The following is a 25,207-nucleotide window of genomic DNA, read 5'->3' on the forward strand; positions in this document are numbered from 1 at the left end:
ATACGGCCGCCGCCCCGACGCTCAGCGCTGAAACAAACGAGAGGCTCATGAAACTTCCTGCTTTTCCCCACCCACCTCACGCAGAAAGCGCAAGCGGTAATTGCGTGGCAATTTGACGAGTATGACAGCCCGCGGCCCAGGTCACCAGAATCGTTACTGAGCAGGCGGAACCCGAGGGGGTCAGCCGTCGCGCCGGGCGGCAACCCTGGCAAACAAGGGGCGGGCCCCTGCCCGCCGGTTCAACCGGTGTGCGGGCGTCGCCGGCGGTGGACTGCGGAAGCCCGGCGTGTGGCTGCGGTGCGTTTCATAGCCGGGGCGTCCGCCGCCATTGCGGCGGAACGCAGTTGTCGATGCTGGTCGAGAAGCCTCACGCTGGTCGCAGGGCCTGGGCCGGCCGCAGGAGCGCGACGAGGAAGTCGGAGTCGTCGGTGAACGGTCGCATATCCCAGGTGGACAGCAGCAGCTCGGGGACATAGCCCGCTTCCGCCGCGTCGTCGAGGAACTCGGCGAACGCGTAGCCGCGGCCGGCGCCGAAACCGATCGCCGCTCGCCCGTCGCCGCTGAGGTGGGCGCGCAGCCGGCCCAGCACCTGGACCCGGGTACTGGGGGCAAGAAACGTCATGACGTTGCCGGCTGACACGATGACGTCGAACGGTTCGACGATGCCGCGAGCGGGCAGGTCGAGCTCGGCGAGGTCGCCGACGAGCCAGCGCGGGCCGGGATGATCGTGTTCGGCCGCTTCGATCAGCGCCGGGTCGACGTCGACGCCGACCACGCGGTGACCGGCCGCGGCCAGGTAACCGCCCAACCGGCCGGGGCCACAGCCGGCGTCGAGGATGTGGGCCCCGCGGGGCGCCAGCGCATCGACGAAGCGAGCCTCGCCGGCCAGATCGTCACCGGCGCGGGCCATGGCCCGGAAGCGCTCGACATACCAGCGCGAATGTCCGGGATCGGCAGCGACCTTCTGCATCCAGATGCTCTGCTCGACCATGCGGCCATTATCGCCGGTTGGCCGGCCCTGCATGACTGGCGGGCGCCTGCGGAAGGATGACGTGTTGTGTTCAGGCTGATGTTCGTCTCCCCGCGCATCGCACCCAACACGGGCAACGCCATCCGGACTGTGGCGGCGACCGGCTGCGAGCTGCATCTGGTGGAGCCGATGGGGTTCGACCTTTCCGAGCCCAAACTCCGGCGGGCCGGGCTGGACTACCACGACCTCGCGTCCGTCACCGTCCATGCGTCCCTGGCGGCCGCCTGGGAAGAGCTAACACCGGAGCGGGTTTACGCCTTCACCTCGCACGCGCCCACCTCGTTCGCCGACATCGGCTACCGCCCCGGCGACGTGCTGATGTTCGGCCCGGAACCGACCGGGCTGGATGCGCAGACGCTGGCCGATCCGCACGTCACCCAGCAGGTGCGCATCCCGATGCTGGCGGGCCGGCGCTCGCTCAACCTGTCCAATGCCGCGGCGATTGCGGTCTACGAGGCCTGGCGCCAGCACGGTTACCCGGGCGCGATCTGACTTACCAGCTGTCCCAGTGCGTGACCTGCTCGGCCGGCAGCCGTTTGGCCGGGCGGAAGTCGGTGCCCTTGGTGTAGGCGATCGGGAACAACCCGCCCTGGCTGTACTTGTCGTGCGGGATGCCGAGGACCTCGGCGGCCTGCCGGTCGCCGTCGTTGATCAGGTGCAGAGTCGTCCAGCAGGTGCCCAGCCCCCGCGAGCGCAGCGCCAGGCAGAAGCTCCAGCATGCGGGGAACAGCGACGCCCAGAACGACGCGCTCAGACCCAGCGGCGCATTCTCCACCCGGCCCTCCAGGCAGGGGATCATCAGCACCGGGGCCTCGTGCATGTGCTCGGCGAGGTAGAGCGCCGAGTCCTTCACCTTGTCCATCCGCTCCCCGCGGGTGTCGCCCTCGGGGTACTGCGCCGCCGGCAGGCTCAGGTAGGCGCGGGCGTTCGCCAGATAGATGTCGGCGATCGCCTTCTTCTTCCCGGCGTCCTCGACGAACACCCACTGCCAGCCCTGAGCGTTGGACCCGGTGGGTGCCTGCAACGCCAGTCGCAGGCATTCCATCAGCACCTCGCGGGACACCGGCTTGTCGAAGTCGAGGCGTTTGCGCACCGAACGCGTCGTGGTGAGGACTTCGTCGACGGACAGATTGAGGGTCATGTGTGGAGACTACCTAGGCGGCTTCGCGCCGAACGTGTACGTACTGCGAGAAATCGGCGGAATCTTCGCGCTGATCGCACGTTCGGCGGGGGTCACCGGAAGTCGCGGGACTTCGACCCGACGGCCAGGCTGATGCGGCCCAACCGTTCGGCGACGACGGTGACCGCGCCGGTGGCGTTTTGCACCTGCCCGCGGACCAGCATGGCCGGCGCCGTGTTCGCCAGCTTGCGGTGCCGCGCCCACACCGCCGGCGTGCAGAGCACGTTGACCATCCCTGTCTCGTCCTCGAGGTTGATGAACGTCACCCCCTGGGCCGTCCCGGGCCGCTGCCGATGGGTGACCGCGCCGGCGATCAGCACCCGGTCGCCGTCGGGCACGCTCAGCAGCCGCTCGGCGGGCACCACCCCCATGGCGTCCAGGTCGGCCCGCAGGAACTGGGTCGGGTAGCTGTCCGGGGAGACGCCGGTGGCCCACACGTCGGCGGCGGCCAGCTCCAGCTCGCTCATCCCGGGCAGTGCCGGAACCTGCGATGACGAGCCCACGCCCGGCAACCGGTCCGGCCGTTGCGTGGCCGCGGCCCCGGCCGCCCACAACGCCTCGCGCCGGGCCATGCCGAAGCAGCCGAGGGCCCCGGCCGTCGCCAGCGCCTCGGTCCGCGGCACGGAGAGCTGCAGCCGGCCGGTCAGATCCAGCAGGGACGCGAACGGGCCGTTGGCTTTTCGCTCCTCGACCAGCCGCTCGGCGAGGTCGTCGCCGATGTGGCGGACGGCGCCCAGCCCCAGCCGCACCTCCGTTCCCGTGTTCTCGAGGGTGGCGTGGGCCAGGCTGGCATTGACGTCCGGGCCGTGCACCGCCACGCCGTGCCTGCGCGCGTCGGCCACCAGCGACTGCGGCGAATAGAAGCCCATGGGCTGGGCGCGCAGCAGCGCCGCGCAGAACGCGGCCGGGTGGTGCAGCTTGAACCACGACGAGTAGAACACCAGCGACGCGAAGGACAGCGCGTGGCTTTCGGGGAAGCCGAAATTGGCGAAGGCCTCCAGCTTTTCGTAGGTCCGGTCGATCACCTCGTCGGGAGCGCCGTGCAGCGCGCGCATGCCCTCGTAGAACCGGCCGCGCAGCCGCTGCATGCGCTCGGTGGAACGCTTGGAACCCATGGCGCGGCGCAGCTGGTCGGCCTCGGCGGCTGAGAAGCCGGCGCAGTCGACGGCGAGCTGCATCAGCTGCTCCTGAAAGAGCGGCACCCCCAGCGTCTTTCGCAGGGCGGGCTCCATGGACGGATGGTCGTAGACCACCGGGTCCAGGCCATTGCGCCGCCGGATGTAGGGGTGCACCGACCCGCCCTGAATGGGCCCGGGGCGGATCAGCGCCACCTCGACCACCAGGTCGTAGAAGACCCGGGGCTTGAGCCTGGGCAGGGTGGCCATCTGCGCCCGTGACTCCACCTGGAAGACACCGACGGAGTCCGCGCGCTGCAGCATCTCGTACACCGCGGGCTCGGACAGGTCGAGCCTTGCCAGGTCCACCACGATCCCCTTGTGCTCGGCCACCAGGTCTTTCGCGTAGTGCAGCGCCGAGAGCATGCCCAGCCCGAGCAGATCGAATTTCACCAAACCGATTGCCGCGCAGTCGTCTTTGTCCCACTGCAGGACGCTGCGGTTCTCCATGCGCGCCCACTCCACCGGACACACGTCGGCGATCGGGCGGTCGCAGATCACCATGCCGCCGGAGTGAATGCCCATGTGCCGCGGCAGGTTCCGGATCTGATTGGCCAGCTCGATCACCTGCTCGGGAATGCCTTCGGCGTCCGGCGAGTCGGCGAGCCCGTTCCAATGGCTGATCTGCTTGCTCCACGCATCCTGCTGCCCCTGCGAGTAGCCCAGGGCGCGGGCCATGTCGCGCACCGCGATGCGACCCCGGTAGGTGATGACGTTGGCGACCTGTGCGGCATAGTCCCGGCCGTATTTGTCGTAGACGTACTGGATGACCTTCTCGCGCTGGTCCGACTCGATGTCCATGTCGATGTCGGGGGGCCCGTCGCGGGCCGGCGACAGGAAGCGCTCGAACAGCAACTCGTTGGCCACCGGGTCCACCGCCGTGACGCCCAGGGCGTAACAGACCGCGGAATTGGCCGCCGATCCCCTGCCCTGACACAGGATGTTGTTCTGGCGGCAGAACCTCGCGATGTCGTCGACCACCAGGAAATAACCCGGAAACTGAAGCTGTGCAATCACTTTCAGCTCATGCTCGACCTGGGCGTACGCTTTTGGCGCGCTCTCGGCCGGCCCGTACCGGTCGCGCGCACCGGCCATGGTCAGCTGCCGCAGCCAGCTGTCCTCGGTGTGACCGCCGGGCACGTCGAACGGCGGCAGCTGCGGCGCGATCAGTGCCAGCCCGAAGGCGCACTGCTCGCCGAGCTCGGCGGCGGCGGCCACCACCTCCGGCCGCTGCGCGAACAGCCGGACCATCTCCGCGCCGGACCGCAGGTGCGCGCCGCCCAGCGGCGCCAGCCACCCGGCGGCCGCGTCCAGCGACTGCCGAGCCCTGATGGCCCCCATCGCCATGGCCAGCCGGCCGCGCGACGGCTGGGCGAAATGAGCCCCGGTGGTGGCGACGACGCCGACACCGAAGCGCGGCGCGAGGGCGGCCAGCGCCGCGTTGCGCTCGTCGTCGAGCGGCTGGCCGTGATGGGTCAGCTCGATGCTGACCCGGTGCGCGCCGAACCGGTCCACCAGATCGGCCAGCGCCCGCTGCGCCGCGTCCGACCCACCCTCGGAAAGTGCTTGGCGCACATGCCCTTTTCGGCAGCCGGTCAGGATGTGCCAGTGCCCGCCCGCGGCCTCGGTCAGCGCGTCGAAGTCGTAGCGTGGCTTTCCCTTCTCACCGCCGGCCAGGTGCGCGGCGGCCAGCTGCCGCGACAGCCGCCGATAACCCTCCGGGCCGCGGGCCAGCACCAGCAGGTGGGGGCCGGCCGGATCCGGCGCCTCGGTCCGGGCCTGCGACCCCAGGGACAGTTCGGCGCCGTAGACGGTGCGCATGCCGAGCTCGGCGGCCGCCTCGGCGAACCGCACCGCCCCGTACAGGCCGTCGTGGTCGGTGAGCGCCAGCGCGCGCAAACCCAGGCGGGCGGCCTCCTCCACCAGTTCCTCCGGCGTGGCGGCCCCGTCGAGGAAGCTGAACGCCGAATGGGCGTGCAGTTCGGCGTACCCGACGGACGAGGGGGCCACCCGGGTTCCGGCGGGCGGCAGGTACGTCGCACGCTTGGGCGACAGGGGGGCCTCTTCCTGCGGCCACGCCGAGGTGTGCTCGCCGGCATGGCGCGGCTTGCTGTTGAGCACCCGCTCCATCTCCGCCCAGCTCGGCGGCCCGTTGAACCAGCCCACCTCGACAGTCTATCGAATACATGTTCGAATCGTGGGGCACATGTTAAACACATCTTCAACTTGCAAACACGTTCTTAACGTCGCCGGCCTGTCGCTGCGTAGCCGTAACGCAGAAACTGGTACAAGTGCGAAAAGTGACGGCGGGGGCTGAGCATGACGCAGGCGAACACACTGGACACGGCTTTCCTCCAGGCTTCTGCGGATCACCACGCCGGCCTGGCGGTCGGGGCGGTCGCCATCGTCGACGGGACCCCCGACTACTCATCGCTCAAACGCCTTCTGGCGCAACGTGTTCAATCCCTGCCCCGCTGCACCCAGGTGCTGCGGACATCGCCGTCGGGCACCGCGTGGACCGATAGCCCGCAATTCGATCTCGCCCACCATGTGCGCCGGGTCGCCCTTTGTCGTCCGGGCGGCGACGCCGAGCTGTCCGCCGCCATCGCCTTCGCCCTCGAACGCCCCCTCGACCCGGACCGCCCGCCCTGGGAGTGCTGGATCATCGAGGGCCTCGAGGACGCGAAGTGGGCGATCCTGATGAAGGTTCACCACCGCCTGGCCGACGACAACTCCCCCGCCCGCCTGCTCACCAGGCTCTGCGACGACGCCGAGACCGGCGCGGCGCCCGAAGCCGATCCGATCGAGCCTGTTCCCCCGCGACCGCCCCGCAGGCACGGGTTGACCGATGCGTTGCGGCGGGCTTCGTCTGTCGCCGGCACCGTCGCGGACACCCTCGTGGGCGCGGCCTGGCCGGCGCTGCGGACGTCCCCGGCCGGCGGGGCCACCATGCGCCGGTACCGCACGGTGCGAGTGCCGATCGCCGACGTCGACCGGGTCTGCCGCAAGTTCGGGGTGACCGCCGACGACGTGGCGCTGGCCGCCATCACCGAGGGTTTCCGCGCGGTGCTGCTGCAGCGCGGCGAGCAACCGCGGCCCGACTCGCTGCCCACCCTGTCGCCGACGCCGGCCCGTGCGGCCATGCCGGCTTATCTGCCGGTGGAACACGACGACCCGGTGCGCCGACTGCGGGCCGTGCACCACCGGCGCAGGGCCCGGCGGCCCGGTGGCGGCCTGGTCGAGTCGGCGTTGAACCGGCTACCACCCCTGGTGCGGGGCAACGTGTTACAGCTGCTGGACCGGCTCCCGCGGGGCGACATCGTGACGCTGGCGACCAGTGTTGCCGGCCCGCGGCGCCAGTTGCGGCTGATGGGCCAAACCATCGAGCGCCTGCTGCCGCTGCCCCCGACGGCCGCACAGCTCAGTAACGGTGTGGCGGTGCTGAACTACGGCGACGAACTCGTCTTCGGTATCACCGCCGACTACCACGCCGCATCCGACGTCAGGCGGTTGGCCGCCGGTATCGAGATCGGCGTCGCGCGATTGGTCGCGCTGAGCCAGGATTCGGTATTGCTGTTCGCCAAAGACCGCCCGCGCAAGCGGGGGACCGGCCCGGGCTCGGGGGCAACGGCCACCGTGAGAAGGTTGGGTCGTGCGCACGTCGGAGCCGGTGATCGTCGACCCGCGCCGCCATGATGCCGCGCTGTTCGACCTCGACGCGGTAACGGACGCCGGGGGCGCTGTGCTGGACTCCGCGGTGAACGTGGTGCGTCAGTTGCGGGACATCGGGGTCGGCGCTGCCGTCGTGGTCCCCGACGACCGCGGCGACGTCCCGCCGGACCTGTTCGCCGCCCGGGCCGACGGCGTGGTCGCCGCGGCCGACCGCCTGCGGGTGCGCCCCGGCCGGTGCGTCGTCGTCGCGAGCGACGTCGCCGTCGTCACGGCCGCACGCGAGAGCGGCTTCGCGCTGGTCGTCGGCGTGGCCAGGCGCGACGACCAACGCGCCGCGCTGGACGCGGCCGGCGCCGACGCCGTTGTCGCCGACGTGGGCGAGATCGCGGTGCGGACCGGAGACCGCCGGATGTCGCAGCTCCGCGACGCGTTGCAGGCCCTGCAACCGCCTGGGAACCCGGCGGTGTTCTTCGACTTCGACGGCACGCTGTCCGACATCGTCGACGACCCGGGCGCGGCGCGGCCCGTCCCCGGCGCCCAAGATGCGCTGCGGCAGCTGGCCGCTCGGTGCCCCGTCGCCGTGTTGTCCGGCCGGGACCTGGTCGATGTGACGAAGCGGGTCGGCCTGCCCGGCATCTGGTATGCCGGCAGCCACGGCTTCGAGCTCACCGCGCCCGACGGGACCCACCATCAGAACGAGGACGCGGCCGCGGCCATCCCCGTGCTGGAGCGCGCGGCCGGTGAGCTGCGCGAAAGGGTGGGGTCCATTCCCGGAGTCGTGGTGGAGCACAAGAGGTTCGGCGTGGCCGTGCATTACCGCAACGCCGCGCGGGAGCGCGTCGGCGAGGTGGCCGCGGCGGTGCGCGCGGCCGGTCGGCACGACGCGCTGAGGGTGACCACCGGCCGTGAGGTCATCGAGCTGCGCCCGGACATCGACTGGGACAAGGGAAAGACGCTGCGCTGGGTGCTCGAGCACCTGCACCGGGCCGGCTCGGGCCCGTTGACGCCGATGTACCTCGGCGACGACATCACCGACGAAGACGCGTTCGACGCGGTGCGCGACGGCGGCGTGCCCATCCTGGTGCGGCACGACGAGGACGGTGATCGCGCCACCGCCGCGCTGTTCGGGTTGGACAGCCCGGCCGCGGTGAGTGAGTTCACAGCGCGACTGGCCCGCCGGCTCGCTGACGCTCAGGTGAATTGACCTGTGACCGTTGGTCATCCCTGCGCGGACGGGACCCAGCGCGAACAGCTACCCCTCGGCGTACTCGACCGCACCGTCGTCGAGCACCACGCGAACGCCGGAGCCCTCGGCTCCCGACGCCTCGGTGCGGAACACCGCTTTGCCCGGCTCGGTGCGCCAGATCGACGTCGTCAGCGTCTCCCCCGGGAACACCGGCGAGGTGAACCGCGACGCGATCGAGGTGACATTGGCCGCGACGCCCTTGCCGAGTTCGGCGACCAGCGCGCGTCCCGCGACCCCGTAGCTGCACAGTCCGTGCAGGATCGGCTTCGGGAATCCGGCCAGCTCACGGGCGAACCAGGGGTCGCTGTGCAGCGGGTTGCGGTCGCCGGAGAGCCGGTAGATCAGGGCCTGGTCCTCGCGGGTGGGCAGCGCGACCCGGGCGTCGGGCTCGCGGTCCGGGATCTCCGGTGCGATCGGGCGCTGACCGGGCGCTCCGCCGAACCCGCCCTCGCCGCGAATGACCAGCGTGGTCAGCGTCTCGGCGATCAGCTTGCCCGACTCGGGCTCGGTGCCGCGGCCGCGCAGCACCAGGATCGCGTTCTTGCCCTCGCCCTTGTCCTGGATGTCGGCGACCTCGGACACCACCGACAGCTTGCCCGCGGCCGGCAGCGGTGCGTGCAGGCGGATCTCCTGCGATCCGTGCAGCAGCATGGCCCAGTTGAACGTTCCGACCTTGCCCGCGGCGCCGAAGGCCGGGCAGCAGATCACCGCATAGGTGGGCAGCACCTGCTGCGTGATGTCGTGGCTGTTCTCTGTCGTGAACGACAGGTCCTCGAGCCCCGCGCCGACGCCGAGCGCGTATAACAGCGTGTCCCGGTCGGTCCACTCGAACAGCATCGGATCGGTCACAGCGCCGACGGCACTCGGGTCAATCGCCACGGGGGACTCCTTCTGCGGATTTCTGGGCTTTCTGCACTAACCATCGCAAACCCTTCCCACCGACGCCGTCGGCAGGGCAGGCTATCGACATGCGCAAGCGCAGCATGATGTCGACAGCCTCCAAGGCGGTGGCCGCGCTGGCCGTAACCATGGTCATCGGCGCCTGCGGCGGGCCGCCGCAGCAGCGCAGCATTACATTGACCTTCATCCGGCACGCACAATCGGAGGCCAACGCCAGCGGCGTCATCGACACCGAGGTGCCGGGCCCCGGTCTGAGCCCGGAAGGCAAGGAGCAGGCGCTCGAGGTGGCCCACCAGCACCACGACTTCGACGCCGTGTACGCCTCGACGATGACCAGGGCCCAGCAGACCGCGGCGCCGCTGGCCGCCGAGATGGGCAAGCAGGTGGAAATTCTGCAGGGCGTCCAGGAGATCAACGCCGGCTGGTACAACGGGAAACCCGAGTCGATGGCCGCCGCGACGTACATGGTGGCACCACGCGACTGGCTCAACGGGGACCGGCAGGACTCCATCCCGGGCTCGGTCAGCGGCACGGAATTCAACGAACGGTTCACCGCGGCGGTCCAGAAGGTCTACAACAGCGGGAACAGCAAGCCGGTGATCTTCTCCCATCTCCTCGCGATCGAGTACTGGGTGTTGATGAACACCAAGAACGCGAAGGACAGCCTGGCGACCAGCCATCCGCTGCCGAACATCGGCCGCGTCGTGATCACCGGCAACCCGATGACCGGCTGGACGCTCGAGGACTGGGACGGCATCCGCAACTTCAGCGGCTGACCCCACCGGCACGATTCGAACGGCGCAGTTGACGCGCGCGGCCACCAGCCGCCACGATGGCTCCATGCGGTATGTCGTTACCGGCGGTACCGGGTTTATTGGTCGCCGCGTCGTGGATCGTCTCCTTCAGACGCGGCCGGACGCGCAGGTGTGGGTGCTGGTCCGGCGCCAGTCCCTGGGCCGGTTCGAACGTCTCGCAAACGAGTGGGGCGACCGCGCGAAGCCGCTGGTCGGCGAACTGCCCGGCTTGGAGCTGACTGACGACGTACTCGCCGAGCTCGCCCGGGTGGACCATGTCGTGCACTGCGCGGCCATCTACGACATCACCGCCGGGGAGGCCGAGCAGCGGGAAGTCAACGTCGAGGGCACCCGTGCGGTGATCGGCCTGGCGCGCCGGCTGGGCGCCACGCTGCACCAAGTGTCGTCGATCGCCGTGGCGGGCGATTTCGCCGGCGAGTACACCGAGGACGACTTCGACGTCGGCCAGCAGCTGCCCACGCCGTATCACCGGACCAAGTTCGAGGCCGAGGCGCTGGTGCGAGCGGCCGAGGGGCTACGGCACCGGATCTACCGCCCGGCGGTGGTGGTGGGGGACTCCCGCACCGGGGAGATGGACAAGATCGACGGGCCGTACTACTTCTTCGGAATATTGTCCGCGTTGGCTCGACTGCCGAAGTTCACGCCGATCCTGCTGCCCGACACCGGGCGCACCAACGTCGTCCCGGTCGACTACGTCGCCGACGCGCTCGTCGCGCTCATGCACGCCGCGGACTGCGACGGCCGCACCTTCCACCTCACGGCGCCCAAGACCATCGGCCTGCGCGGGATCTATCGCGGCGTCGCGAAGGCGGCCGGGCTGCCGCCGGCGCGCGGGTCGCTGCCCCGCTCGGTGGCCGCGCCCGTGCTGAAGGTTCGCGGGCGCGCCAGGGTGCTGCGCGACATGGCCGCCACCCAGCTCGGGGTTCCCGCCGAGGTCTTCGACCTGGTCGACCTCAGGCCGGTGTTCGTCAGCCAGAAGACCCGGGATGCCTTGCGCGACAGCGGCTTTAGCCAGCGCGATGGCAGTGGCATCGACGTTCCCGAGTTCTCGGCCTACGCGCCGCGGCTGTGGCGTTACTGGGCGCAGCACCTCGACCCCGACCGGGCGCGTCGCGACGACCCGGACGAACCCCTGCGTGGCCGGCACGTCGTCATCACCGGCGCGTCCAGCGGCATCGGGCGGGCGTCGGCCATCGCCGTCGCCGAGCGGGGGGCGACGGTGTTCGCCCTGGCCCGCAACGGCGACGCGCTGGACGAACTGGTCGAGCAGATCCGCGCCAAGGGCGGCGACGCGCACGCCTTCAGCTGCGACGTCACCGATTCGGCGTCGGTGGATCACACCGTCAAGGACATCCTGGGCCGCTTCGACCACGTCGACTACCTGGTGAACAACGCCGGCCGGTCGATCCGGCGCTCGGTGGTCCACTCGACGGACCGGCTGCACGACTACGAGCGGGTGATGGCGGTCAACTACTTCGGGGCGGTGCGGATGGTGCTCGCCCTGCTGCCGCACTGGCGCGAGCGCCGGTTCGGGCACGTGGTCAACGTCTCCAGCGCCGGGGTGCTCGCCCGCAATCCCAAGTACAGCTCGTATCTGCCCACCAAGGCGGCACTGGACGCGTTTTCGGACGTGGTCGCCTCGGAGACGCTGTCCGACCACATCACCTTCACGAACATCCACATGCCGCTGGTCGAGACGCCGATGATCGTGCCGTCACACCGCCTCAACCCGGTGCCCCCGATCAGCCCCGAACGCGCCGCGGCCATGGTGGTGCGCGGGCTGGTCGAGAAGCCGGCACGCATCGACACCCCGCTGGGCACGCTCGCCGAGGCCGGAAATTACTTCGCGCCCAAGACTTCTCGCCGGGTGCTGCACCAGCTCTACCTGGGCTACCCCGATTCGGCCGCGGCGCGCGGGATGCCGGCCGACGCCGTCGCGCCGCCGCCGGCAGCCGCGCGGCGCAAGCCGCGTAGCCCGGTCCGCGCCGTCGCGGGCGGACTGCGCACTCCCCGGCCGGTCAAGCGGCTGGTCCGGTTGGTGCCCGGGGTGCACTGGTAGAGCCGGCGGGCGGGCGGTGACCGGCCGACGGGCGGGGCGGACGCGCACCGGACATGGCCGGACATGGACAATGAATGCCGGCCCCGGTATGCGCCAGAAGGGAAGGCCGGCATGGTCGACACGCACCTCGAGGTCCACGTCCGGCCGCTGGACAGCGACACCGGGCCGGGGCAGGCGGTGCTGACCGTCGGCGACATCGAGGCCGCGCACCGGGATCTCGCCGGCCGCGGCGTCGAAACGAGCGATATCTGATGCGGCATCGCAGCGCGGAGACGCGGCCGGAATCCGTCCGGAAAGTGCGGCCCGTTTTCGTCGACGTCGACACCGGCGTGGACGACGCGCTGGCGCTGGTGTACCTGCTGGCCAGCCCGGACACCGAGGTGGTCGGCATCGCCTCGACCGGCGGAAACGTTGGGGTGGAACAGGTTTGCGAGAACAACCTGGGCCTGTTGAAGCTGTGCGGCGTCCCCGGCATCCCGGTCTCGAGGGGCTCTGACCGAACCCTGACCGGTCCGTTGCGCCTGCCGTCGAAGGTCCACGGGCCCAGGGGCCTGGGGTATGCCGACCTGCCGCGCAGCGACGGTCGGCTCACCGACCACGACTCGGCGACGGCCTGGGTGCGCGCCGCCCGCGCCCACCCGGGTGAGCTCATCGGGGTGGCGACCGGCCCGTTGACCAATCTGGCGCTCGCGTTGCGCGCCGAACCCGCGCTCCCGACGCTGCTGCACCGGTTGGTGATCATGGGCGGCTCCTACGATCACCGGGGCAACACCACGCCCGTGGCCGAGTGGAACATCAGCGTGGACCCCGAGGCGGCGGCCGAGGTGTTGGCCGCGTGGACCGCCGATGTTGTCGGGCCGCAGCGGCTTGCGATCCTGTGCGGCCTGGACCTGACCCGCAGGGTCGCGATGACGCCCGATCACCTCGCCCGGTTGGCGGCCGCCGCGGGGTCGACGACCACGGTGCTGAGCCCCTCCGACGAACGCGGCACCCGCTCGAGGGCGTCCAATCCGCTGATCCGGGTCATCGAGGACGCGATGCGGTTCTATCTCGAGGCCTACCACGACATCGGGCACGGGTACGAGGCGCACATGCACGATCCGCTGGCCGCCGCCGTCGCGCTGGAGCCGGGGCTCGTCACGACCGCCCCCGCGACGGTGGACATCGAGCTGACCGGGACCCTGACCCGCGCCATGACGGTGACCGACTGGTCGGGGGTGCGCGAACCCAATGCCTTGATCGGTGTGGATGTCGACGCGGCGGCGTTCTTCGACCGATTCATCGAGCGGGTTGGGCCGTTCGCGCAGCGGCTATCACACAACGCATGAAGATTCGCGGCATCGAGCTGGTGCGGGCCGGGTGGGGCACGGCGGCGGTGGGGCCCTGATGGAGCGCGCGCGAGCGGTGCTCGAAGAGCGGCCCTGAAGCGCGGCCCGTTTGGCGGGTGAACCACGGGTAAGCGGCATAGCTATTCGTAGCTCCCCTCGACGTACCAACGCCTCTGCCGATAGCAGAGCAGCAACGCCCGCTCGGTTTCCAGCAGCGCCTGGGCCCGTGCGGTGCGGCCCCTTGCCGGATCGGTGTCCCACCACCGCTCGTCGACAGGCCACGGACCGGCCCACCAACACAACCGCTCGTCACGCCCGCGGACGATCAGCCGTGCCGGATCGGTGGAGAACATCCCCCGGCTGGTGACCCGTACCGGATTTCCTTGCACGTCAATCAGTTCCACCGGGTCGTCCAGCAGCACGGCCGGTGACGGCCCGGGCAGGCGGCCCGGCCACGGCAGGTCGGGGTCGGCCTGCGGCACCGGCTCGTCGCCCAACGGGATCAACGTGATGCGCTCGGCCGGTCCGCGACCACCGGACAGCACCGGCACCCGCACCGCCTCAGGGCCGAGCAGGCCCTGCACCCGCACCAGCGCCCGCCGAGCCCGCAGCCTGTCCTCCTCGCCCAGACCCCCCCACAGCGGCAACTGCAGCGCCTCGGCGGACACCACCTCCACGGCCTGCAGCCGCAACCGCGTCACCGCCGCGGTGGGACGGGAATCGCGCGCCGTCCGGCTGCTCAACCACCCGTCCAGTTGCCAGCGCACCCGGTCGGCGGTGGCGTCCTCGGTGAGCGGCTCGGCGCACCGCCACACCCGGCTGCGCTCCTCTCCGTTGGCGGTGACCGCGTGAATGGCCAGCCGGGTGCATCCCACCCCGGCTGCCATCAGCGCCTGATGCAACGCGCTCGCCAGCGAACGGCCGGCGAACGCCGCCGCATCGACCCGGTCGATCGGTGGGTCGAAGTCGCGCACCGCCTCGAGTTCTGCCGGCGGCTCCCGCCCGGACGGCCCGCGCTCCGGTTCGCCGCGGGCCAACCGGTGCGCGGTCACCCCGTCGGCGCCGAACCGGGACGCCACGTCGCTGCGCAGCAGCGCGGCGAACTGGCCGATGGTGCGAATCCCCAGCCGCCACAACAGGTCCGCCAGGTCCTCCCGCCCCGGGCCGGACAGGCTGGGCTCGGTGGCGAGCTGGCGGATCGACAGCACCGACAGGAACTTCGCGTCGCCTCCCGGTTCCACGACACGGCCCGCCCGCGCGGCGAAAACCGCGGTGGACAATTGGTCGGCTATCCCGGCCTGACACTCGGCGCCGGCGGCGGCCACCGCGTCGATCAGCCGCTCGGCGGCCTGCGCCTCAGACCCGAAGTAGCGGGCCGCCCCGCGCACCGGCAACACCAGCAGCCCGGGCCGCAGCACCTCGGCGCGGGGCACCAGGTCGTCCACCGCCGCCACCACCGCCTCGAAGAAGCGGGCGTCGCGGTCGGCGTCGGCGGTCGCGACGTGCAGCTGCGGGCAACGGGCCGCCGCCTCCCGGCGCCGCAGCCCCCGCCGCACCCCGGCCGCCCGGGCGGCCGACGAGCAGGCGACCACCCGATTGGCCAGAGTGACCGCGACCGGCGCCGTCGCGGGCAGACCCACGGCCGCCGCCGCCGCGACCGCGGGCCAGTCCATGCACCAGATCGCCAGCACGCGAGAGGCTTTGGAGCTCATCCGGCTCACCCGGCCCGAACCCGGCCAAGCGCCCGCCCCGCGCACACCCCTCCGACCTGCAGCCGCACCTTGCCGATCCGTCCGAACCCCGGGGCGGGCATGCCCCCATGGCTTGACGTCAGCTCGTAGCCGCAGACCCGGGCCTCGAGCCGCGTCGACGCGCCCTGCCAGTCGCCGTCGGTGACCAGCAGGGTGCAACCCTTCTGGTGGGCACGGGCGACCACCGCGCGCGCCCGTGTCTGCGGCACCCGGCGCCCACCCAGACCCAGCACCACCAGATCCATGCCGTCGACGAGCACGGCGGCCACCTCCACCGGATCGGTTCCAGGATCCGGTATCACCGCGATCCGGCTCAGGTCCGCCCCCATCTCCACGGCGGCCAGCAGCCCGATGTCCGGCTGGCCGACGATGGCCGCGTTGCCCCCGGCCGCAGTGACCGCGGCTACCACACTCACCAGCAGCGAGCGGGCCCCCGACAGGACCGCCACCGATCCCTTCGGCAGCGGCACCGGCAGCGCCTCCGCGAGCCACGGCGGAAGCGCCAGCCGCGCTTGTGAGTCCGGCGCCAGGTCATCGACGCCGGCGACGGCGCGCCCGGCCATCTTGGCGGATATGCCGGCCATCTGCCGGCGCAACGATTCCAGCTGCTCAGCACGGTTTTCCCGACTGAATTCGGGGGATTGCCCGGAGGCGAAAGCCGCAGTCATGACTGCCTCCCGACCGCTGTTTTCGAAAGTATGTTCGATTCGATTTCGAGTAAACACCCGCCCTCCGACAAGCGTCAAGAAACGTGAGAGGCTGCTTTATGCGGTCGATACTGCTGTGGCTGATGGTGCTATGCGGTGCCGTTTTCCTGACGCCGACCGCCCGCAGCGCCGCCACGCCGTGTCAACCGGCGGAGCTGTTCCTGGCCGGCAACCCCGATGCCCCGTCCGAACTCCAGGCCGACGCCACGATCCTGCGGAACGGCGCCTCGGTGCAGGGATCGACCCCGCTCGACGGGGTGTACTGGTCGGCCCCGCTACGGCAGACCGCCTCCGAACCCTCGCGGGAATTCCACCTCTGCGTCCCCGAGGGGCCTACGCTGCACGACGTCGCCGAGGCGCTGCGCCACCAGTTCGCACAGGAGGCGGTGCTGACCTTCGACTACCTGCCTCAGAACGCGCCCGGGGCCGACGCCGTCGCCATCCGCGTGCCCGACGTCGACGCCGCACGCCTCCGCGCTGCGTTCACCGCCGATTCGCCCGCTCACGACCGGCTGCTGGGCGCATCGGTCACGACCACCGACCACACCCTGATCCTGGTGGCCGCCCAGGGCGACCTCGATGACGCCCGGCGACTCATCGGCGAGGCCGGCGGCGATTGGGAAGCCGCGACCACCGCCTACGGCAGGCGCGAAGTCGTGCGCTAGCTACAGCGCGCCGATCACGCCCGACGCCAGCAGTTCCAGTGTCGCGTCGCTGCCGCGGTCGTGTGTGAACAGCACGATCTGCCCGAAGCCCAGCGCCTCGAGTTCCTTGATGCGGTCCACGATCTGCGGGGCGGTGCCGACCAGGCCGCCCTCCTGCAGGCCGAAAGCCGGTGCACCGAAGCGCTTCTCGGCCAGCGCTCGCACCCCGGGCAGCGCCGTGTCGTCGGGGGCGAGCGCCATGACGGCCTCGACCGACAGCACGATCTCCTCCGGATCACGACCGGCGTCGGCGCAGCAGGCGCGCAGCACGTCGCGTTTGCGCTCCAGTTCACCGAGCGCGTAGGTGGGCACGTTCCACACGTCCGCGTACCGGGCGACCAGCGGCAGCGTGAACTTCTCCCCCACGCCGCCGACGACGATCGGCGGGCGCGGCTTCTGCACCGCCCCGGGGACGATCGGCATGTCGGTGACGGTGTAATGGCGGCCCGCGAAGTCGATCCGCCCGTTGGCGAACGCCTGCGTCAGCATCTCGAGTGTCTCGCCGAGCCGCTCGGAACGTCCGCGGAAAGCGCCCCACGGCAACCCCATTCGCTCGTGTTCGTCGGGAATGGAACCACTGCCGAGCCCGAGTTCGAGCCGTCCCTGCGAGATCTGGTCGAGCGTGGTGGCCATCTTGGCCAGCACCGCGGGGTGACGGAACTGGTTGCACAGCACCATGTGTCCGACGCGCAGCCTTTCCGTGCCGGCCAGCAGCGCGGTCGCCAGCGTCCACGCCTCCATCGACGGGATCGCCGGGGCGCCGGGACCGTACATGTGGTCATAGAGCCACAGCGAGCCGATGCCGAACTCCTCGCAGCGCCGGGCGCGGTGCAGGATGTCCGGATAGGTGAATCCCATCTGGGGCACGTAGACGCCGATGTCGAGGGTGCTCATGGCCGCTACCTTTCCATGCGCGCTCCGCGTGCGGGTGAAGTGCCGTCGGTGGCAGCGGGTTCAACGAGTACCGGCGAGCGCGCCCGCGCGGGTCATTCCCACTCGATGGTGCCCGGGGGCTTGCTGGTGACGTCCAGCACCACCCGGTTGACCTCGGCGACCTCGTTGGTGATGCGGGTGGAGATGCGCTCCAGCACCTCGTAGGGCACCCGGGTCCAGTCGGCGGTCATGGCGTCCTCGCTGGACACCGGCCGCAGCACGATCGGGTGGCCGTAGGTGCGGTTGTCGCCCTGCACCCCGACCGAACGCACGTCGGCCAGCAGCACCACCGGACACTGCCAGATCAGGGTGTCCAGGCCCGCCGCGCTCAGCTCCTCGCGGGCGATCAAGTCGGCGCGCCGCAGCGTGTCCAGCCGCTCGGCGGTGACCTCGCCGACGATCCGGATGCCCAGCCCCGGCCCCGGGAAAGGTTGGCGCGCGACGATTTCCTCAGGCAGGCCCAGCTCGCGTCCCACCGCGCGCACCTCGTCCTTGAACAGCAGCCGCAGCGGCTCGACGAGCCTGAACTTGAGGTCGCCGGGCAGGCCGCCCACATTGTGGTGGCTCTTGATGTTGGCGGTGCCGCTGCCGCCGCCGGACTCCACCACGTCGGGATACAGCGTGCCCTGGACCAGGAACTCGACCTGCGAGTCGCTGTCGCCCACGATGTCGAGCACCGCGCCCTCGAACGCCCGGATGAACTGGCGGCCGATGATCTTGCGCTTGCCTTCGGGGTTGGTCACGCCCGACAACGCGGTGAGGAACGTCTCCTGCGCGTCGACCGTCACCAGGTTGGCGCCGGTGGCCGCCACGAAGTCACGTTGCACCTGGGAGCGCTCGCCGGCACGCAGCAGCCCGTGGTCGACGAAGACACAGGTGAGCCGGTCGCCGATCGCGCGCTGCACCAGCGCGGCCGCCACCGCGGAGTCCACACCGCCGGACAGCCCGCAGATGGCGTGGCCGCTGCCGATCTGGGCGCGTACCTGCTCGACGAGCGCGTCGGCGATGTTGGCGGGCGTCCAGTCCGCGCCGAGCCCGGCGAAGTCGTGCAGGAACCGGCCGAGCACCTGCTGCCCGTGCGGGGTGTGCATCACCTCCGGGTGGTACTGGACACCGGCCAGGCGCCGGCCCCGGTTCTCGAAGGCGGCCACCGCCGCGCCCGCGCTGGAAGCGACCACGTCGAATCCCTCCGGTGCCGCGGTGACCGCGTCGCCGTGACTCATCCACACCGGCTGGATGTCCGGCAGGCCCGAATGCAGCTCGCCGCCAAGCACTTTCAGCTCCGTGCGGCCGTACTCGCTGGTGCCGGTGTGGGCGACCGTGCCGCCCAGGGCCTGCGCCATGGCCTGAAACCCATAGCAGATGCCGAACACCGGCACGCCCAGGTCGAACAGCGCCGGATCCAGCTGCGGGGCGCCCTCGGTGTAGACGCTGGCCGGGCCGCCGGAGAGCACGACCGCGACCGGGTTGCGGGCCTTGATCTCCTCGACCGTGGCGGTGTGCGGGATGACCTCGGAAAAGACCCGCGCCTCGCGGACCCGCCGGGCGATCAACTGCGCATACTGCGCGCCGAAGTCCACCACCAGCACCGGCCGGTCGACCGGCCCGGCCGCCTCGGAATCACCAGGTTTCGCCACGCCGCAAGCTTAGTGGCTGGGCTCGTCATCGGTTCATGAGTGCACGCTTTCGGGGGCCGTCCGGGTCGAAGCGGACACCAGCGTGTCGAAGAGCAGCCCGATGCCGACGGTGGTCCTACGCCAGCGCGAACGCCTGACGCACCGCCTCGACGGCCTCCGGGTCGCCGTCGAAGGTGATGCGCCGCAGCGCCGCCCTGCGCTTGGCGTCGCTCGCCCCGAGGCGCGCGGTCACCAGGTCCGCGGCGCTGGCGGTGACCGTCACCGAAGGCTCGCCGCGAGCGCCCGCGAGCCGACCCTGCGTCACCGCGAATTCGAAACGGCGGCCATCGATTTCGATGCGAATCGTTGCTTCCAGGCCGGCCGCGCCACCCGAATCGAAGCCGAGCAGGAATCCGGCCAGAAATCCGTTCAGTGGCGATGCCGGGGCGTCCCCGATCGGGTCCAGGCGGTCCAGCCCGAACCACGCGAAGCTCCGCAGCACCGGCAGCACCCGCTGCCAGCCCATGTCGGAAAGCGTGTACACGGTACGCCCGATCGGGGCGGGCAGATCGGTCCGCTCGACGACCCCGGCCTCTTGTAATTCCTTGAGCCGCTCGGCGAGCAGATTGGTCGCGATGCCGGGCAGCGCGTCGCGCAGGTCCCCGTATCGGCGGGGTCCGCCGACCAGCTCGCGCAGGATCAGCAACGTCCACCGCTCGCCGAGGACGTCGAGGCCGCGCGCGATCGGGCAGTTCTGGTTGTAGTTCCTGCGGGAAGCCACCATGCCACCTTAGCTCCGCCACACATCTTTTTCAACTTGTCACTTGATTTATTTGTCTACTAGCTTTACCGTCTTGTCCATGCCTACCGACCCGCTCTTCCGGAACCGGCCGATCGCCGCGCTGGCCGTCATCTGCCTCGGCGTCTTCGTCATCAGCGTCGACGCCACCATCGTCAACGTCGCGCTGCCCACCCTGTCGCGGCAACTCGGCGCCGACACCGCCCAGTTGCAATGGATCGTCGACGCCTACACCCTGGTCATGTCGGGCCTGCTGCTGTCGGCCGGCAGCCTGTCCGACCGCTACGGCAGGCGCGGCGCGCTCAGCCTCGGCCTGGCCCTGTTCGCCCTGACTTCCGGCGTTGCCGCACAGGCGGATTCGGCCGACGCGCTGATCGCGGCCCGCGCCGCGATGGGCGTGGGCGCGGCGGTGATCTTCCCGACCACCCTGGGGCTGATCACCAACATCTTCACCGACCCGGTGCCGCGGGCCAAGGCGATCGGGATGTGGGCGGCGATGGTGGGTGTCGGGGTGGCCGTGGGACCGATCAGCGGGGGCTGGCTGCTCGAACACTTCTGGTGGGGCTCGATCTTCATGGTGAACATTCCCATCGCGGCACTGGCCGTCATCGGTGGCATCTTGTTCGTCCCGACCTCGCGCGACCCCGCGGCGCCCCGCGTCGACTTCGGCGGACTGATCCTGTCGACGGCGGGTATCACGACGCTGGTCTACACGGTCATCGAGGCGCCCACGTGGGGATGGACCAACATCCGGACCGCGGCCGGGTTTGCGTTGGCTACGGTCGTTCTCGCCGGGTTCGCCGGGTGGGAGCGGCGCAGCACCCACCCGATGCTGGACGTGTCCGTGTTCGGCGACCGCCGGTTCTCCGGCGGCAGCCTGGCGGTGACCGCCGGCTTCCTGACGCTGTTCGGCTTCATCTTCGTCATCACCCAGTACTTCCAATTCATCAAGGACTACACGGCATTTCAGGCCGGCGTGCGGTTGCTGCCGGTCGCCGTCTCGATCGCGCTGGCCAGCATCGCGGGTCCCCGGCTGGTGGAGCGGGTCGGCACCACCGCCGTCGTCGCCACCGGCCTGACCGTCTTCGCCGCCGGGCTGGCCTGGGCGTCCACCGCCGACGCCGCCACGCCCTACAGCCAGATCGGCGTGCAGATGCTGCTGCTCGGCGGCGGACTCGGCCTGACCGTCTCGCCGGCCACCGAGGCCATCATGGGATCGCTGCCCGCCGACAAGGCCGGGGTCGGCTCGGCGGTCAACGACACGACGCGCGAACTCGGCGGCACCCTCGGCGTGGCCATCTCCGGCAGCATCTTCGCGTCGGTGTACTCCGGACATCTCGCGTCAACGGCCCTGCCGGGGTTGCCCGCCGAGGCGATGCGGCACTCGATGGCATTGGCGCACACGGTGATCGGGCGGCTGCCCGCGCAACAAGCCGGCTACGTCCGCGGCGCCGTCAATCATGCGTTCCTGGACGGCCTAAAGGTGAGCTCGCTGGTATGCGCCGGCATCGCGCTGGGCGCCGCGATCGTCGTGGCCTGGCTCTTGCCGGCACGCGCGCGGCAAGATGCGCTATCCCCCGCACTGGCCAAGACCTAAAACCCCCATCAAAGAAAGGCACGCAACCATGACCACAACGTCATCCGGCAGCAGTTATGTCCTCGGGCACGCCGACGTGGAGGTGCAGCGACTGCTCCTGCAGGGACGGCTGTATGACAGCTACACCGAGCACGCGCTGCAGCTCGCCGGGCTGCGCCCGGGCATGCGGGTGCTCGATATCGGCAGCGGCCCCGGCAACGTGTCGTTCGTCGCCGCCCGGCTCGTCGGCCCGACCGGTTGCGTGCTCGGCGTCGATGCCGCACCCGCGATGGTCGAACTAGCCCGCCGCCGAGCAGCCGAAAAGGGCTTCTCCACAGTGCGTTTCACACAGGCCACAATCGACGCGATCGAACTCGACGAGCCTGTCGACGCGGTGATCGGCCGGCTGATCCTGATGCACCTGCCCGATCCGGTCGCCGCGCTGCGCCGGCTCAGCTCGTTCGTGCGACCCGGCGGCGTGATCGCGTTCTCCGAGAATGACATCGCCGCGGCGCGCAGCGTCCCCGACATGCCGCTGTTCGGCCAGGTGATACCCGGGATCGTGCGCGCCTTCGAGGCCATGGGGCTGTCCGCGCGGTTCGGCACCACGCTGCACACGATCTTCGCCGACGCCGGCCTGGGCGCGCCGCAGCTGACGCTCGGCGCCCCGATCGGCACCGCCGCCGACACCGACATCCTGGCCTACGGCGCGGCGGTCTGGCGTCTGGTCTCCCCCATCGCGCAACAGGGCGGCTTCGCCATCGACGAGGTCGCCGACATCGACAACTTCGTGCCGCGCTTCCGCGAGGAGGCGCTCGCGGCCAACGCCCTCATCACGATGCCACCCATCATCACCGCGTGGGTGCGTAAATGAGCAACATGATCCAAGACCAGTATTCGACCGGCCTGTCGCGCGACAACATCGAGCGCGCGCTGCGCGCGGCCGGCATGGACCTCGACGGCCTCGCCCCCGCCGACCTGGCCCTGTTGGAGGACTTCCACACCATGGGCCGAATCGCCACCGCCCAGTTGGTGGACCTGGCGCAGATCACCGGTCAGAGTCGAGTTCTCGACGCCGGCAGCGGTGTCGGCGGCACCGCTCGCTACGTCGCCGACCGCTACGGCTCCCGCGTGACAGCCGTGGATCTCACCGACGAGTACTGCGAAACCAACCGCTGGCTCAACCAGCTGGTCGGGCTCGACGAACGGATATCGGTTCGTCAGGCCGACGCCACCGCACTGCCCTTCGCCGATCGCACTTTCGACGTCGCCATCAGCCAGCACGTCCAGATGAACGTGGCGGACAAGGCGCGCCTGTACTCCGAGGCACATCGCGTGCTCACGGATGGCGGGCGTCTTGCCCTCTGGGACATCACGATTGGTGACGGCGGCGAACTGAGTTATCCCCTGCCCTGGGCCGACCACCCCGCGCGCAGCCACCTCGTCACCGCCGAGGAACTGCGCGGCGCCGTCGAATCCGCGGGTTTCACCGTCAAAACGTGGAACGACCTCACCGAGCAGGCCGCCGCGCTCATGCAGGCCATCCTGGCCCAGCCCGACAGCCCGCTGGGCCTGCACGCCTTCGTCACCGATTTCCGCCAAAAAGCCGAGAACCTCACCCGGGCCCTGACCGACGGGCGCCTGCGCGCCATCCAGGCAATCTGCGAACGTCGAACACCATGATGCCCAACGAGATCATCGTGCCCGGCGCCCGATACGGGGAGCCCGAATTACGCGGCGCCGTCGTCGAATTCGTGCGAACCTCGGCCTGCGTGACGCCACGCTGGCGGGCGAGTCGATGGGAGCCGCGCTCGCGCTGCTGGCCTCGATCGAGCTGACCGACCGGGTGAGCGGGGTGATCGCGTTCAACCCCTACGACTACCCGGGCGGACTCGAGCGCGGCAACTGGTTCGCCCGCGTGATCGGGACGGGGGTCCGCCTGCCCGGATCGGGACCGATCTTTGCCCGATTGGAGCATCGCGTGATCCTGCGGGGCGTGCTGCGCGGCGGTTTCGCCGACCACCACGCGTTGCCGAAGGACCTGCTCGTCGAACTACGCCGAAGCGGCCGCCGGCCCGGCTACCCCGGGGTCAACCGGGCCATCATGCGCATCCTCGCCGGGCTGATCGACGCGAAAAGCCGCTACGCGCAGGTGAAGACACCGGTCACGTTGGTCTACAGCGAGCACGATTGGTCGCGCCCGGCGGATCGGGAGCAGGTCGCTCGCCTACTTGGTGTCCGGGCCGTCGCGGTGCCGGGTGCGGGCCACTTCTCGGCCCTCGAGCGCCCCACCGAGATGGTCCGGATCATCCGGCACGCGCGGCACAAGCTGTCACGGTGAAACCCGGGTTGGCTCGAATTAGTGCCCACCAACCTGTTTTCCGACCTAGTTCGTTGGTGGTGGTTGGGGTTGGAAGGGGTCGTACCACCACCAGTCGGCGCGCTCGCCGAGGGGCCCGGGGTAGGGCCTGACCGGGGGCGGGGCCTGGGTGGGTGGGCGGGCGAGTGATCCGGGCTGCAGGGGTTGGCCGTCGCTGTCGGTGACGCACAGAGCGTCTGCAGGTCCGGTGAGGGTGATGTGGCCTTGGTGGTGCAGGCGGTGGTGATAGGGGCAGACCAGGACCAGGTTGGGCAGCTCGGTGGGCCCGCCGTCTTCCCAGTGCCGCAGGTGATGGGCGTGCAGGCCGCGGGTGGCCCCGCAGCCGGGCACCGCGCAGCTGCGGTGGCGGTGCTCCAGGGCCCGGCGCAGCCGCCGGCTGATGGTGCGGGTGGTGCGCCCGGCGCCGATGGGCTGGCCGTCGCGTTCGAACCAGACTTCGCAGGTGGCATCACAAGTCACATAGCGGCGGTCGGCATCCGACAGCAGCGGGCCCAGGTGCAGCGCTGCAGCGCGCTGCGCGGCGTCGACGTGCACCACCACCGTGGTGTGCTGCCCATGAGGCCGCCGCGCCGCCTCGACATCCCACGCGGACTCCACCAAGCGCAGAAATGCCTCGAGGTTGCCCGGCAACGGTGGCGCGGTCTCTGAGGCACTATCGCCGTGATCGTGTTTCCACTCGGCGATCAGCGCATCCCGATGAGACGCCAACGCCGCGTCGAACCTCGCGGCATCCAGATGCGGAAGCCTGATCCGCCAACAGCTGAACTCCTCATCGCAGGTCTTAGTGATCGAGGCCTGCGGCTGCGGCCCAGCATCGGGGTCGGGTCGCGGTTCGAGCTTCAACGCGGTGCGCAGCTGGTTGACCGTGGCGACCCGCGCCAACCGCTCGTAATGCGCATCCGATCCCTCACCGGCCCGCGCCGCGATGACCCCGACCTGATCCAGCGACAAGCGCCCCTCCCGCAGGCCCGCCGCGCAGCGCGGAAACTCACCCACCCGCCGCGCGATGGCGGTCGCCGTGTGAGCATTCGCCGACGACCAACCCAGCTTCCAAGCCACCAACGCCGCCACCGAGCGTGCACCCGTCATCCCACACAGCTGGTCGCGATCGATCTCGCCGACAATCTCCACGATGCGGCCATCAATCGCGTTGCGCTGACCGGCCAGCTCCGCCAACTCCTCAAACAACACCTCCAGGCGCTCTTTAGGGCTCACCACCCCGGCGTCACCGGATGCGATCAAGGACATAACTGCATCATCGCAGCCACCTACGACAAGTTTCGGCCGCCGATCCGCGCCGGGGTGGGGCCGGCATCATCGGCCAAGCGACACAGCC

General features: G+C 70.5%; 22 protein-coding genes. 12 read left to right on the plus strand and 10 right to left on the minus strand.

Translation table 11 applies throughout. The features are described 5' to 3' along the window. Positions 1–367: 367 nt before the first annotated feature. Positions 368–991 carry a class I SAM-dependent methyltransferase gene (locus G6N48_RS14690; protein WP_085270589.1) on the minus strand — a complete coding sequence of 208 codons (624 nt, stop codon included), beginning with the start codon at positions 989–991 and terminating at the stop codon, positions 368–370. A 66-nt stretch (positions 992–1,057) separates the two neighbouring features. Here G6N48_RS14690 and G6N48_RS14695 point away from each other — a divergent pair, with 66 nt between their 5' ends. Continuing rightward, complete coding sequence (locus G6N48_RS14695; RefSeq protein WP_085270590.1) at positions 1,058–1,522, plus strand: tRNA (cytidine(34)-2'-O)-methyltransferase; 465 nt, start codon at positions 1,058–1,060, stop codon at positions 1,520–1,522. 1 nt (position 1,523) lies between these two features. Here the strand turns inward: G6N48_RS14695 and G6N48_RS14700 are convergent, their stop codons facing one another. Further along, complete coding sequence (locus G6N48_RS14700) at positions 1,524–2,171, minus strand: nitroreductase family protein (RefSeq protein WP_085270591.1); 648 nt, start codon at positions 2,169–2,171, stop codon at positions 1,524–1,526. Between the two features lie 92 nt (positions 2,172–2,263). Then, positions 2,264–5,551 (minus strand): error-prone DNA polymerase, encoded by a 3,288-nt coding sequence (locus tag G6N48_RS14705; protein ID WP_085270592.1) that lies wholly within the window; start codon positions 5,549–5,551, stop codon positions 2,264–2,266. A gap of 153 nt (positions 5,552–5,704) precedes the next feature. Here G6N48_RS14705 and G6N48_RS14710 point away from each other — a divergent pair, with 153 nt between their 5' ends. Together G6N48_RS14710 and otsB are read left to right on the plus strand one after the other, a co-directional pair. After that, complete coding sequence (locus G6N48_RS14710; protein ID WP_085270593.1) at positions 5,705–7,081, plus strand: wax ester/triacylglycerol synthase domain-containing protein; 1,377 nt, start codon at positions 5,705–5,707, stop codon at positions 7,079–7,081. Beyond that, the gene (gene otsB, locus G6N48_RS14715) at positions 7,038–8,261 is read left to right on the plus strand and encodes a trehalose-phosphatase (RefSeq protein ID WP_085270594.1); all 1,224 of its coding nucleotides are present in this window, start codon (positions 7,038–7,040) and stop codon (positions 8,259–8,261) included. Before G6N48_RS14710 ends, otsB begins: the two co-directional genes overlap by 44 nt. A gap of 48 nt (positions 8,262–8,309) precedes the next feature. On the opposite strand, the gene G6N48_RS14720 is transcribed toward otsB, so the two are convergent. After that, entirely contained in the window at positions 8,310–9,182 is an 873-nt protein-coding gene (locus tag G6N48_RS14720; RefSeq protein ID WP_085270595.1) for a MaoC family dehydratase, read from the minus strand. Between the two features lie 89 nt (positions 9,183–9,271). On the opposite strand from G6N48_RS14720, the gene G6N48_RS14725 reads away from it, so the two are divergent. From G6N48_RS14725 to G6N48_RS14740, 4 genes are all read left to right on the plus strand, one after another. After that, positions 9,272–9,979 (plus strand): histidine phosphatase family protein, encoded by a 708-nt coding sequence (locus G6N48_RS14725; protein ID WP_085270596.1) that lies wholly within the window; start codon positions 9,272–9,274, stop codon positions 9,977–9,979. Positions 9,980–10,043: 64 nt separating this feature from the next. Continuing rightward, complete coding sequence (locus G6N48_RS14730; protein WP_085270597.1) at positions 10,044–12,077, plus strand: SDR family oxidoreductase; 2,034 nt, start codon at positions 10,044–10,046, stop codon at positions 12,075–12,077. Positions 12,078–12,188: 111 nt separating this feature from the next. After that, on the plus strand, positions 12,189–12,329 hold the full coding sequence (locus tag G6N48_RS14735; protein WP_161494235.1) for a hypothetical protein: 141 nt from the start codon (positions 12,189–12,191) through the stop codon (positions 12,327–12,329). Beyond that, positions 12,329–13,405 carry a nucleoside hydrolase gene (locus G6N48_RS14740; protein WP_085270598.1) on the plus strand — a complete coding sequence of 359 codons (1,077 nt, stop codon included), beginning with the start codon at positions 12,329–12,331 and terminating at the stop codon, positions 13,403–13,405. Before G6N48_RS14735 ends, G6N48_RS14740 begins: the two co-directional genes overlap by 1 nt. Before the next feature lie 140 nt (positions 13,406–13,545). On the opposite strand, the gene G6N48_RS14745 is transcribed toward G6N48_RS14740, so the two are convergent. Next, positions 13,546–15,117 carry a DNA polymerase Y family protein gene (locus G6N48_RS14745; RefSeq protein WP_179969877.1) on the minus strand — a complete coding sequence of 524 codons (1,572 nt, stop codon included), beginning with the start codon at positions 15,115–15,117 and terminating at the stop codon, positions 13,546–13,548. Positions 15,118–15,122: 5 nt separating this feature from the next. Next, entirely contained in the window at positions 15,123–15,824 is a 702-nt protein-coding gene (locus tag G6N48_RS14750) for a hypothetical protein (protein ID WP_085270599.1), read from the minus strand. 98 nt (positions 15,825–15,922) lie between these two features. Here G6N48_RS14750 and G6N48_RS14755 point away from each other — a divergent pair, with 98 nt between their 5' ends. Next, on the plus strand, positions 15,923–16,528 hold the full coding sequence (locus G6N48_RS14755; protein WP_139825900.1) for a hypothetical protein: 606 nt from the start codon (positions 15,923–15,925) through the stop codon (positions 16,526–16,528). Here the strand turns inward: G6N48_RS14755 and G6N48_RS14760 are convergent, their stop codons facing one another. The 3 genes from G6N48_RS14760 to G6N48_RS14770 all read right to left on the minus strand — a co-directional run bounded on the left by G6N48_RS14760 (position 16,529) and on the right by G6N48_RS14770 (position 19,900). Beyond that, positions 16,529–17,461 carry an LLM class flavin-dependent oxidoreductase gene (locus G6N48_RS14760; protein ID WP_085270601.1) on the minus strand — a complete coding sequence of 311 codons (933 nt, stop codon included), beginning with the start codon at positions 17,459–17,461 and terminating at the stop codon, positions 16,529–16,531. Positions 17,462–17,553: 92 nt separating this feature from the next. Next, on the minus strand, positions 17,554–19,137 hold the full coding sequence (gene guaA / locus G6N48_RS14765; RefSeq protein ID WP_139825901.1) for a glutamine-hydrolyzing GMP synthase: 1,584 nt from the start codon (positions 19,135–19,137) through the stop codon (positions 17,554–17,556). 115 nt (positions 19,138–19,252) lie between these two features. Next, a complete protein-coding gene (locus tag G6N48_RS14770; RefSeq protein WP_085270602.1) occupies positions 19,253–19,900 on the minus strand; it encodes a winged helix-turn-helix transcriptional regulator in 648 nt (215 codons plus the stop codon). Between the two features lie 76 nt (positions 19,901–19,976). On the opposite strand from G6N48_RS14770, the gene G6N48_RS14775 reads away from it, so the two are divergent. The 4 genes from G6N48_RS14775 (at position 19,977) to G6N48_RS14790 (ending at position 23,832) form a co-directional block, all read left to right on the plus strand. Next, a complete protein-coding gene (locus G6N48_RS14775; protein ID WP_085270603.1) occupies positions 19,977–21,512 on the plus strand; it encodes an MFS transporter in 1,536 nt (511 codons plus the stop codon). A gap of 28 nt (positions 21,513–21,540) precedes the next feature. Next, positions 21,541–22,365: a class I SAM-dependent methyltransferase gene (locus G6N48_RS14780; RefSeq protein WP_085270604.1), complete on the plus strand. Its 825-nt coding sequence runs from the start codon at positions 21,541–21,543 to the stop codon at positions 22,363–22,365. Further along, positions 22,362–23,174 carry a class I SAM-dependent methyltransferase gene (locus G6N48_RS14785; RefSeq protein WP_085270605.1) on the plus strand — a complete coding sequence of 271 codons (813 nt, stop codon included), beginning with the start codon at positions 22,362–22,364 and terminating at the stop codon, positions 23,172–23,174. Before G6N48_RS14780 ends, G6N48_RS14785 begins: the two co-directional genes overlap by 4 nt. Before the next feature lie 115 nt (positions 23,175–23,289). Next, on the plus strand, positions 23,290–23,832 hold the full coding sequence (locus G6N48_RS14790; protein ID WP_232066628.1) for an alpha/beta fold hydrolase: 543 nt from the start codon (positions 23,290–23,292) through the stop codon (positions 23,830–23,832). Positions 23,833–23,877: 45 nt separating this feature from the next. On the opposite strand, the gene G6N48_RS14795 is transcribed toward G6N48_RS14790, so the two are convergent. Continuing rightward, positions 23,878–25,119 carry an HNH endonuclease signature motif containing protein gene (locus G6N48_RS14795; RefSeq protein ID WP_163670851.1) on the minus strand — a complete coding sequence of 414 codons (1,242 nt, stop codon included), beginning with the start codon at positions 25,117–25,119 and terminating at the stop codon, positions 23,878–23,880. Between the last annotated feature and the right edge of the window lie 88 nt (positions 25,120–25,207).

It is taken from the genome of Mycobacterium parmense (genome assembly GCF_010730575.1).
Classification (GTDB): Bacteria; Actinomycetota; Actinomycetes; order Mycobacteriales; family Mycobacteriaceae; genus Mycobacterium; species Mycobacterium parmense.

Bases quoted from the DNA above. Each gene is read 5' to 3' on its own strand.
- G6N48_RS14690 (WP_085270589.1), bottom strand. From the start codon at position 991: ATGGTCGAGCAGAGCATCTGGATGCAGAAGGTCGCTGCCGATCCCGGA.
- G6N48_RS14700 (WP_085270591.1), bottom strand. From the start codon at position 2,171: ATGACCCTCAATCTGTCCGTCGACGAAGTCCTCACCACGACGCGTTCG.
- G6N48_RS14710 (WP_085270593.1), top strand. From the start codon at position 5,705: ATGACGCAGGCGAACACACTGGACACGGCTTTCCTCCAGGCTTCTGCG.
- G6N48_RS14725 (WP_085270596.1), top strand. From the start codon at position 9,272: ATGCGCAAGCGCAGCATGATGTCGACAGCCTCCAAGGCGGTGGCCGCG.
- G6N48_RS14730 (WP_085270597.1), top strand. From the start codon at position 10,044: ATGCGGTATGTCGTTACCGGCGGTACCGGGTTTATTGGTCGCCGCGTC.
- G6N48_RS14735 (WP_161494235.1), top strand. From the start codon at position 12,189: ATGGTCGACACGCACCTCGAGGTCCACGTCCGGCCGCTGGACAGCGAC.
- G6N48_RS14740 (WP_085270598.1), top strand. From the start codon at position 12,329: ATGCGGCATCGCAGCGCGGAGACGCGGCCGGAATCCGTCCGGAAAGTG.
- G6N48_RS14745 (WP_179969877.1), bottom strand. From the start codon at position 15,117: ATGAGCTCCAAAGCCTCTCGCGTGCTGGCGATCTGGTGCATGGACTGG.
- G6N48_RS14750 (WP_085270599.1), bottom strand. From the start codon at position 15,824: ATGACTGCGGCTTTCGCCTCCGGGCAATCCCCCGAATTCAGTCGGGAA.
- G6N48_RS14755 (WP_139825900.1), top strand. From the start codon at position 15,923: ATGCGGTCGATACTGCTGTGGCTGATGGTGCTATGCGGTGCCGTTTTC.
- G6N48_RS14760 (WP_085270601.1), bottom strand. From the start codon at position 17,461: ATGAGCACCCTCGACATCGGCGTCTACGTGCCCCAGATGGGATTCACC.
- G6N48_RS14770 (WP_085270602.1), bottom strand. From the start codon at position 19,900: ATGGTGGCTTCCCGCAGGAACTACAACCAGAACTGCCCGATCGCGCGC.
- G6N48_RS14775 (WP_085270603.1), top strand. From the start codon at position 19,977: ATGCCTACCGACCCGCTCTTCCGGAACCGGCCGATCGCCGCGCTGGCC.
- G6N48_RS14780 (WP_085270604.1), top strand. From the start codon at position 21,541: ATGACCACAACGTCATCCGGCAGCAGTTATGTCCTCGGGCACGCCGAC.
- G6N48_RS14785 (WP_085270605.1), top strand. From the start codon at position 22,362: ATGAGCAACATGATCCAAGACCAGTATTCGACCGGCCTGTCGCGCGAC.
- G6N48_RS14790 (WP_232066628.1), top strand. From the start codon at position 23,290: ATGGGAGCCGCGCTCGCGCTGCTGGCCTCGATCGAGCTGACCGACCGG.
- G6N48_RS14795 (WP_163670851.1), bottom strand. From the start codon at position 25,119: ATGTCCTTGATCGCATCCGGTGACGCCGGGGTGGTGAGCCCTAAAGAG.